Raw genomic sequence first — 9,077 nt, 5'->3', positions numbered from 1 at the left:
CGGAAAACATAACGGGGGGGGCTCGCAGCTGTCGGGGCACGGCGCCAGCGCACAGTTCGCGCGGTTCGGCGACCGTGGTGATGAGGCCCTGGAAGCTGCGGCCGTAGCGATCGAGTGAGGTGACGACGAGTGTGTCGCCGGGGTCGACGCGGGCGTGGCCTGCCTTGAGTTCGCTGCGGAGGACGTTTCTTGCTCGGCCTCATGGGCGATGGCGTCCGGACGTCAGCCCAGCTTCGTGACGATGTCTGCGACCTGGTCCGGCACCGACAGGAACGGCGAGTGCGAGGCGTCCAGCGCCACCACGGATGTCAGGTTGTCCGGGAAAGCGGCGTCCGCTTCCGTGATGAATCTGCGTTGCACCGCCGGGCGTACCGCCATGTCCTGCGCGCAGGTGACATAGGTTCGCGGAATCGATCCCCAGCCGTCCCGGGTCAGAGTGGTGGCACCGGCAGCGATACCGACCGGGGCATCGGGTGACAGCAGGCCGAGGACGGCGTCGGCGAGGTCCGGATCCACGTCACCGAAGAAGGCCTGACGCAACTGCTGCCGGTAGGCCGCGTCCTCCGACGCGAGGTCGAAACGGAGCGCGCCGATCACGGCGGGGTCGGCACGCAGGGACGGCCCGACGAGCTCGCCCTCGTTGTCGGCCGACTGGATGTACACGAGAGCCGGGACGTCCGAGGCCGGCATGAACGCCGTCAGGTACACCATGTGTCCGACCAGCTCCGGCACTTGCTGGGCCGCGCGCGTCAGCACCGTGCCGCCCATGCTGTGGGCCACCACGGTGACCGGACCTCCGCGGCCGATCTGTCTGATCTGCGAGGCAAGAAGGTCGGCCGCTTCATCCAGATCGACACCCGCCACCGGTGAAACCTCCGTGGCTACCGCGTCAGGATCGAAGGGACGCCGGGAGAGGCACTCCGGCCGGCGGGCGTACAGCCCGTGCCCCGCCATGTCCACTGCGACCGCTTGGCGACCTGCCGCCGTCACCTTGGCGATGACCTCGCTCCAGCACCAGGAACCGTGCCAGTAACCGTGCAGGAAGAGCAGAGGCGTAGGTGTCATGGCCACTCCTTTGTGTCGGCCGACGCGGCCACGGCAGGAGCGTGCGCTCCAGAGAACGACCTGCGTCACATGTGAAGGAATCTTCACTTAGAGAACAATCCCGATCAATGTGATCCGCATCACTCGCTTTGTCAGAGCTCCGAGATCGCCTCATGACCTTTTCGGACTTGTCCCTGCGATCTCCCGTCTGCTTCTCGGGCATCTGTCAAGCAATCCTGCAGGGCGCAATCGGGCCCTGCAGCTTCTGCGCAGCCACCGGGCACGGTCAGTCGGCTGTGGGGCACCTTCACCGCGGCTGCCGTGATCAGCGCCAGACCCGCCTCCCCCGACACCCCCTATGTGATCGGCCTGGTCCGAACCGCGCCGACCCCAGGCAACGCTCGTCGCCTGCGTGGCCGCGACAGCGCTGGTGTACATCGGGCATGCCGACGAAGCCGTCATCACCTGGGGCGGGGTATTCCTACAGTCGCTCACCTGCTTCTGCACCCCGTGGATCATCGTTGTCACGATCGGCCGCTTCCGCCGCCGTGGCTACTACGACGTCGAAGGTCTCCAGGTCTTCGACCGCGGTCTCCGCGGCGGTGCGTACTGGTTCTGGCACGGCCCCGACCTTCGCGGTCCGGGCGTCCGGACGGCGGCCGTCGCCACCGGGCTGGCCCGGTTCCCCGAACCCGCCGAGGTGTACGGACCTGAGCGCGAGGTGCGGGCCGCCGAACCCATCGGCAGCGGCGAGCCGTCAAGGTGACCGTATCCGCCGGTAGTTGCACATGAATGCGGTCCCGCGTTCGCCATGGAGAACGAACGCGGGACCCTGGGTGGTGGTTGACTCAGCGCGCGGTGAGCTTCCACAGGTGGTCGGCGGTGCCGTTGTCGGCCCACTGCAGGACCTGGGCGCCGGAGGTGGTGCTCATCTGGTCGACGCCGAGCAGGAGCCCGCTGTTGTAGTTGGCGATCTTGACGTAGCCGTCACGGGCGGGGATGACCTGCCAGAGGTGGTCGGCCGTGCCGTTGTCGCCCCAGATCAGGGCGGTGCCGCCGTTGCTGGTGCCCGCGTTGGTGATGCCGAGGAGCAGGCCGCTGTTCTGGTTGACGATCTTGTAGAGGCCCTGGCCCGCGGCGACGAGGGTCCAGTTCTGGTCGGTGCCGGTGGTGGACGTGGCCTGGACCACCGAAGTGCCCGCGGTGGTACCCGCGTTGAGGGCGTCCAGAGCGAGGCCGCTGTTCTTGTTGGTGACCTGGTAGCGCCCGGCCAGGGAGTTCGAGGTGCCGCTGGGCGTGATCGTCAGGTGGTAGCCGTCAGTGGCGTTCATCGCCACCGGCACCGTGATCGAGCCGTTCGAGACCGGGTAGTCGGCGTCGGAGATGGTGATCGGGCCGGCGGAGGCGGTGGTGCGGCCCGTGTCGGGGCTGTACTCCAGCTTGACGTGGACGGTGCTGCCGTAGGCCGACAGGGACGAGAGTCCGTTGACGGTGACGGCGCAGGAGCCGCTGCACCCACCGGCGATCACGCTGATCTGGTTGCCCGCGCCGTTGAGGGAGGCGAGGCCGTCCATGCCGGTCTGCGCGGGAGGCGTGGTGGTGAGCATGTTCCCGGACATGTCGCCGTACCACTTGTACGTCCAGTACGACCCGTTGGGCGAGCCGCCGGTGTCGGTCAGGGTGTCGCCGAGGGTGCCGTAGTGGTTCCAGAAGGCCAGCTCGGCGTCGCGGACGCCCGCGCGCTCGAACTTGGCGGCGTAGCCGATGAGAGCGCCCGAGTTGCCCATTTCGGCGGGCGTGCCGTACTCCTCGATGTCGATCGGACGCGGGCTGATGCCGAGGCTCGTCTCCAGGGCCCGGTAGGCGGCGACATGGGCGGCGATGCCGGAGCTGCCCTGGAGCTCGTGCCAGGCGATGACGTCGGGGACCGTGCCGCTGGCCTTGGCGTCGGTGAGGAACGTGGTCATCCAGGACTGGTTCCACACCGAGTAACTCGGGCCCTGGATCGGGGTGGTGGTGTCCTTGGTGCGGACCTCCTTGAACGTGCGCGCCCAACCGGCGTCGAAGGCACCCGCGTTGGTGGTGTCCCAGGTCCAGTCCGGCTCGTTCCACAGCGCGTACGCGCTGATGTTCGTGGCGCTGGAGGCCTTGACGGCGGCCACCTGCTGATCGACCGCCGAGAGCCAGTTGCTCCAACTCACCCACTGGTAGGGGAAGTTCGGATACCAGTCCGGCATCCGTACGACCACCTTGGCGCCGGCGTTGGCCGCCTTCGAGGCGACGACCAGGGCGTCGCCGGCGGGTGCGGGCTCTCCGTTGGGGAGTTGGCTGCCGCCGGGCGCCATCTGGATGAAGGTGTTGGGCTTGAGCGGGGTGACCAGGCTGTCGGCGGGCGTGCTCGCGCTCGCCAGACCGTAGAGGCTGCCCGTGCCGACGTGGGTGACGGAGCGCAGGGTCTGCGCGGCGTTGACGACCAGGGTGGTGGACGAGGTGGGGCTGGCCTGGGCGGGTGCGCCCGTCAGAGCGAGGGCGGTGGCGGCCAGGGCGGTGGCCGTCACGATCGCGCCGGCTCGGCCGAGGGTCGTTCTGGAGCGGTGGCGGTGACTCAGGTATGACATCAGCGGCTCTCCTGAGAAAGGGAGGGGGACTTGCCAAGTGCGGGTGCGGGGGCGGCTCGGGGAGCAGCCGACCGGTTGGCCAGGATTGAGGACTCTGGTGGCGGATGACGGTCCTGCGGGGAGGGCGGACGAGGCCACGGCGGAGCGCGGGCCCGCCCGACCGGTGGGCCCGGGGCGGCTGGCACCGTGGGATCAGTCCTTCACCGCGCCGGCGGTCACACCCGCGGCGACGTAGCGCTGGGCGAGGACCAGGAGTACGGCCGCCGGGATCGACGCGACGACGGCGGTGGCCATGATCGCGTTCCACTCCTGGTTGTTGTTGCCGATGTACTTGTAGATGCCGAGGGTGATCGGCCGCAGATCGCCGCCGCCGTCAAGGGTGTTGGCGAAGACGAAGTCGGACCAGGCCCACAGGAAGCTGAACAGGGAGACCGTGACGATCGCGTTGCGGCTCACCGGGAGCACCACGGACCGGAAGGTGCGCCAGGTGCCGGCGCCGTCGATACGGGCCGCGGAGATCAGCTCGCCGGGGATGCCCGACATGAACGCGGTGAAGATCATGACGCCGAACGGCACGGCGATCGTGGAGTCCGCGACGATCAGCCCCCACCAGGAGTTGAGCAGGCCGTAGTCGAGGAAGATGCCGTAGAAGCCCATCGCCATGACGATGCCCGGGATCATCTGGGCGACCAGCAGGACGAGTCCGAGGGTGCCACCGCCCACGGGCCGGAGTTTGGCCAGGGCGAAACCGGCCGGGGCGGCGAGGACCAGGGTGAGGGCGACCGTGCCGAGGCCGATGAGCAGGCTGGTGCCGAGGTAGGGCAACTGGTCGTTCAGGACGGCCCGGTAGCCCTCGAAGGTGGGGTGCAGGGGCAGCAGGTCGGGCGGGGTCTTGCGCATGTCCTGCTGCGGGGTGAGGGACACGTTCAGCATCCAGTACACCGGGAACAGCATCACGGCGGTCAGCAGGACGCCGATGACGGTGTAACGGCGCTTTCCCGTACGGGACTTCATGCTTCCTGCCTCCTCTGGACGCGGATGTAGAGCAGGCCGAAGACGAGCGCGATGAGGATGAGGATGTTGCCGACGGCCGCGCCGGGGCCGAACTTCGGCAGCAGCGTGCCGAAGCCGAGCTGGTACGACCAGGTGGCGAGGGTGGTGGAGGCGTCGCCGGGGCCTCCCTTGGTCATGATCCAGATCAGGTCGAACACCTTGAGCGTGTAGACGAGTCCGAGAAGCAGGGTGATCGCCGACACCGGGCGCAGCAGCGGGAAGGTGATCCGGCGGAACTGCTGCCAGGCGCCCGCCCCGTCGAGCGAGGCCGCCTCGTACAGCTCCGCCGGGATGTTCTGCAGCCCGCTGTAGAGGATGACCAGGTTGAACGGGATACCGATCCAGATGTTCGCGATGACGACCGAAGTCAGCGCCCAGTCCGGCGAGTTGAGCCAGTCCACCGGGGACACGCCCACGAAGTGCAGGGCGTAGTCGATGACACCGGACTCGCTGTTGAACATCCACGACCAGGTCGACGCCGACACGATCAGCGGCAGCAGCCAGGGGATCAGGAACAGGGCACGCAGGGTGCCGGCGAGCCGGAAGTGCCGGTTGAAGAAGACCGCGAGGGCGAGCCCGGCCACGTACTGGAAGGCGATCGACGCGAAGGTGAAGATCACGGTGTGGCGCATCGCCGGGCCGAAGGTCGGGTCGTCCAGGACGGTCCTGAAGTTGGCGAGGCCGGAGAAGGGCGCGTCCCCCTGCACGAACGACCGGACGGTGTAGTCGCGCAGGCTCAGGTCGAGGTTGCGGTAGAGGGGATAGAGGTAGAAGGCGGCGAGGTAGACGACCAGTGGCGCGACGAAGGCCAGGGCGGTGAGGCGGCTCCTACGGCGCTGTCGGCGCCGCAGGTCCGACGCGTCGGTCCGTTGTCCGGTGCCGGTCGCCCCGGACCTGGCCGGGGAGGCCGGGGACCGCTGCGAGCGGCGGTCGACGCGGGCGATGGTCATGCGTACTCCTGGATGCGAGTGGCGTGTCCGGGCCGACGGCGAAGTCCGGGCGGGCGCGGTTCCAATGCGGTCTCCGGAGGAGATCGGAAGCCGGTTCTCAGCCCTTGCTCGCGGCCGTCTGAGCGGCATCGAGGGCCGCCTGCGGGCTCTTGCCGCCGGACAGGGCGTTCTGCACGGCGGTCCACATGGGCTGGGAGATCGTCGGGTACTTGGTGCCCAGACCGTCGCTGGTGCGGCCCCGCGCCGCCGCCACCGCACCGACCCACGGCTTCAACTCCGGGTTCTGCTTCACCTGTTGGGCCTGCACGGCGGCCGTGGGCGCCACATACGTCAGTGCCGTGTCCGTGGACAGCAGGTTCGCCGAACTCGTCAGGCAGGTGACGATCTTCTTGCTGGCGTCGTAGCGGGAGGAGTCCTTCTGCACGGGCACGGTGACGAACTCGCCGCCGGTCGGGACCGGCGCCGAACCGCCGTTCTGCCCGGGGATGTTGACGACGCCGTACGGGAAGCCGGCCTTGTCGGCGTTGCCGAGCTGCCAGGTGCCGTTCTCGCTGAACGCGTAGTCGCCGGTGGCGAACTCCTGCCAGCTGGTGGTCTGGGTGTTCTGCAGGACGTCCTTCGGCGCGTATCCGCCGTCGACCCACTGCTTCCACAGTGACAGCGCGGCCACGCCCTTCGCCGAGTCGAGCTTGGTCAGGTCGCCGCCCGCGCCCCAGAACCAGGGCAGGAACTGGAAGCTGCCCTCCTCCGTGTTGATCGCGGAGAACGTGATGCCCTTCTTGCCCGCCGACTTGACCTTCTTCAGCGCGGCGGTCAGCGAGGCCCAGTCCTTGATGGAAGCGGGGTCGACGTGGGCCGCGGTCAGGATCTTCTTGTTGTAGTAGAGCGCGAGGGTGTTGGCGCCGATCGGCACCCCGTAGGAGGCGTTGTCGATGACGCCCGCGCCGAGGATGTTCTTCTGGATCGACGACGTGTCGAGGCCGAGGTCGCTGGTCTTGTTGAGGATTCCGGCCTCCACCAGCGTGGAGACGACCGGGTTGTCCACCAGCATCACGTCGGGGGCGTTGCCCTGCTGGGCGGCGAGCAGCGCCTTGTTGCCCAGGTCCGTCGTGTCCATGCTGGTGCGCTTGACCTTGACCCCGGCGTCCGTGCCGCACTTGGCGACGAGCTTGCCCCACGCCGAGGAGGCGTCGAACTGCGGGTACGGGTCCCAGAAGTTGTACGTCCCTCCGGTCTTCCCGGAACCGGAGCCGGAGGCGGCGGAGTCGGAACCGCCGCCACAGGCGGCGACGGAGATGAGCGCGCCGGCGGTGGCGACGGCGGCGATGAGGGTGCGGCGGGTGTTTCTCACGGTGACCTCGTTGTCTTGGTGCGGCTCGTAGGAGGGAAACGGGAGGGGGTGTGGCGGGGTCAGGAGGTGGGGAGCCAGACGCGCATGCTGCCGTCCTGGCGGTTGGCCCACGCGTAGTAGGGGATGGCGGTGAACTCGACGGCGTCACCGTCCGGTTCCGGCGCCTCGCGGTCGGCGCAGGTGTACGGCCACCAGCCCGCGTCGGGGATACGCCGGCGGTGGCCGGACGCGACGACGGTGGTGACCCCGCCGAGCAGATCGGGGCGGTGTGTCACGGCGAGCGGACGGGCGGGATCGAGGACGATGTCGTCCAGGCCGCCGCCGGGGTTGTCCACCTGCTCCAGGCAGTAGACGAGCGGCCCGCGCTCGATCGCCACACAGCCGCGCACGGCGTCCACACGGGGATCGGCCGCGGTCAGGCGTGGCGCGAGGGCGAGTTCGAGGACGACCCGGTCGCCGGGGGTCCAGGTGCGTTCGAGCCGCAGCCAGCCGTCGGAGACGGGCGCGTCCGTCTGGTCGTACGACAACTCCCCGACCCGTACCCGGAATTCACGGCACCACTGCGGGACGCGCAGGGACAGGGTCCACGGCTGCTCGGGAGTCTCCTCGACCGTGAAGGCGACCGTGCCCTGCCAGGGGTAGTCGGTCTCGGCGCGCACAGACATCGCGCCGTAGGAGTACCGGCCGGTCACGAACTGGTGGATCTGCAGGCCCAGTTCGTCACCGGACGACAGGTAGTGCTCCAGCGAGGCCAGCAGCCGCATGACGTTCGGCGGGCAGCAGGCGCAGCGGAACCAGCGGGTGCGGCGGGCCGACTGGTCGCCGCCCGGGTCGGTGTGGCCGTCGCGGACCTGGAGCGGGTTGACGTACAGCCAGCGCTCGCCGTCCAGCGAGACTCCGGCGAGGAAGCCGTTGTACAGGGTGCGTTCGATCAGGTCGGAGTAGCGGGCCTCGCCGGTGAGCAGGGCCATTCGCCAGCTCCACTGGACCGAGGCGATGGCGGCACATGTCTCGCAGTACGCACGCTCGTTGGGCAGTTCGTACGGGTCGCCGAAGTCCTCCTCGTCGTGGTGCGCGCCGAGCCCTCCGGTGAGGTGGGTCTTGGTGGCGGTCATCGCCCGCCACAACCGCTCGCCCGCCACCCGGAGTTCGGCGTCACCGGTCTCGGCCGCCAGATCGGCGGCGGCTGCCAGCAGGTACAACTGCCGTACGGCGTGGCCCTCCACGGTGTCCGCCTCGCGCACCGGCACCCGGTCCTGGCAGTACGCCTCGCCGCCCAGCAGACCATGGCCGAACCGGTCGACGAAGTAGCCGGCCAGCTCGAGGTAGCGGCACTCACCGGTCTCCCGGTACAGCTCCACCAGGGCGGTCTCGACCTCGGGGTGACCGTCGATGCCGTCGATGGGCTTTCCACTCCCAGGAAGGCCGAACACGGAGTCGATGTGGTCGGCGAACTTCCTTGCCACGTCGAGGAGTTGGGTCCGACCGGTGGCCCGGTGGTGGGCGACGGCCGCCTGGATGAGATGACCGGCGCAGTACAGCTCGTGACCCCAGCGCAGGTCCTTGTACCGTTCGCCGCCCTTGACCAGCTGGAACCACGTGTTCAGGTAGCCGTCGGGCTGCTGCGCGTCGGCGACCAGGGCGACGATCCGCTCCACGTCGGCTTCCAACGCGGCCGAGGACCCCTGGGCCAGCTGCCAGGACGCCGCCTCCAGCCACTTGTAGACGTCCGTGTCGACGAACGGGTACGCGCCCCGGAACTCGCCCTCGGCCGTGCCCGCCGCCAGCCGCAGGTTGTGCAGATTGCCCGCCGACTCCAGCAGTTGGGGGCCTTGCGGGAGGGAGGTGCTCGCGTTCACCTCACGGCGGGTGCTCCAGAAGCCGGCCTGTACCTTGACCGCGGCGGGGGTCAGCGCGGCCTTGGCCCCTGGGCCGAGACGGACCGGCCCCGTGAAAGTACCTGCCTCTCCAGACAGGACCGGAGGCGTGGAGGAGGGCACGGTGGAACGTGGGCGGGGCATGGCTCTCCGAGGAGGTAGGTGGGAAGCGGGTCGGGACCCG

The 9,077-nt window shown here is 69.1% G+C and carries 7 protein-coding genes and 1 pseudogene; 1 reads left to right on the top strand and 7 read right to left on the bottom strand.

Annotated features, from left to right (window positions below):
- A pseudogene (locus tag JHN45_RS54860) lies at window positions 1-175 on the bottom strand (hypothetical protein); the annotation flags it as partial.
- Window positions 176-222: 47 nt separating this feature from the next.
- Entirely contained in the window at window positions 223-1,065 is an 843-nt protein-coding gene (locus JHN45_RS40575) for an alpha/beta fold hydrolase (RefSeq protein WP_201054440.1), read from the bottom strand.
- 391 nt (window positions 1,066-1,456) lie between these two features.
- Between JHN45_RS40575 and JHN45_RS40570 the strand changes: the two genes are divergently transcribed.
- Entirely contained in the window at window positions 1,457-1,810 is a 354-nt protein-coding gene (locus JHN45_RS40570) for a hypothetical protein (RefSeq protein ID WP_201054439.1), read from the top strand.
- 82 nt (window positions 1,811-1,892) lie between these two features.
- Here the strand turns inward: JHN45_RS40570 and JHN45_RS40565 are convergent, their stop codons facing one another.
- From JHN45_RS40565 to JHN45_RS40545, 5 genes are all read right to left on the bottom strand, one after another.
- Window positions 1,893-3,662: an RICIN domain-containing protein gene (locus JHN45_RS40565; RefSeq protein ID WP_201054438.1), complete on the bottom strand. Its 1,770-nt coding sequence runs from the start codon at window positions 3,660-3,662 to the stop codon at window positions 1,893-1,895.
- Between the two features lie 192 nt (window positions 3,663-3,854).
- Entirely contained in the window at window positions 3,855-4,676 is an 822-nt protein-coding gene (locus tag JHN45_RS40560) for a carbohydrate ABC transporter permease (RefSeq protein ID WP_201054437.1), read from the bottom strand.
- A complete protein-coding gene (locus tag JHN45_RS40555; protein ID WP_201054436.1) occupies window positions 4,673-5,665 on the bottom strand; it encodes a carbohydrate ABC transporter permease in 993 nt (330 codons plus the stop codon). The genes JHN45_RS40560 and JHN45_RS40555 overlap by 4 nt, the downstream gene beginning before the upstream one ends.
- 97 nt (window positions 5,666-5,762) lie before the next feature.
- On the bottom strand, window positions 5,763-7,016 hold the full coding sequence (locus tag JHN45_RS40550; protein ID WP_200711729.1) for an extracellular solute-binding protein: 1,254 nt from the start codon (window positions 7,014-7,016) through the stop codon (window positions 5,763-5,765).
- 59 nt (window positions 7,017-7,075) lie between these two features.
- Window positions 7,076-9,037 carry a glycoside hydrolase family 127 protein gene (locus JHN45_RS40545; protein ID WP_201054435.1) on the bottom strand — a complete coding sequence of 654 codons (1,962 nt, stop codon included), beginning with the start codon at window positions 9,035-9,037 and terminating at the stop codon, window positions 7,076-7,078.
- Between the last annotated feature and the right edge of the window lie 40 nt (window positions 9,038-9,077).

This window comes from Streptomyces sp. MBT53 (assembly GCF_016654115.1).
GTDB lineage: Bacteria > Actinomycetota > Actinomycetes > Streptomycetales > Streptomycetaceae > Streptomyces.
Note: the sequence above shows the minus strand (reverse complement) of the source record. Positions and strands in the feature narration are given on the sequence as shown.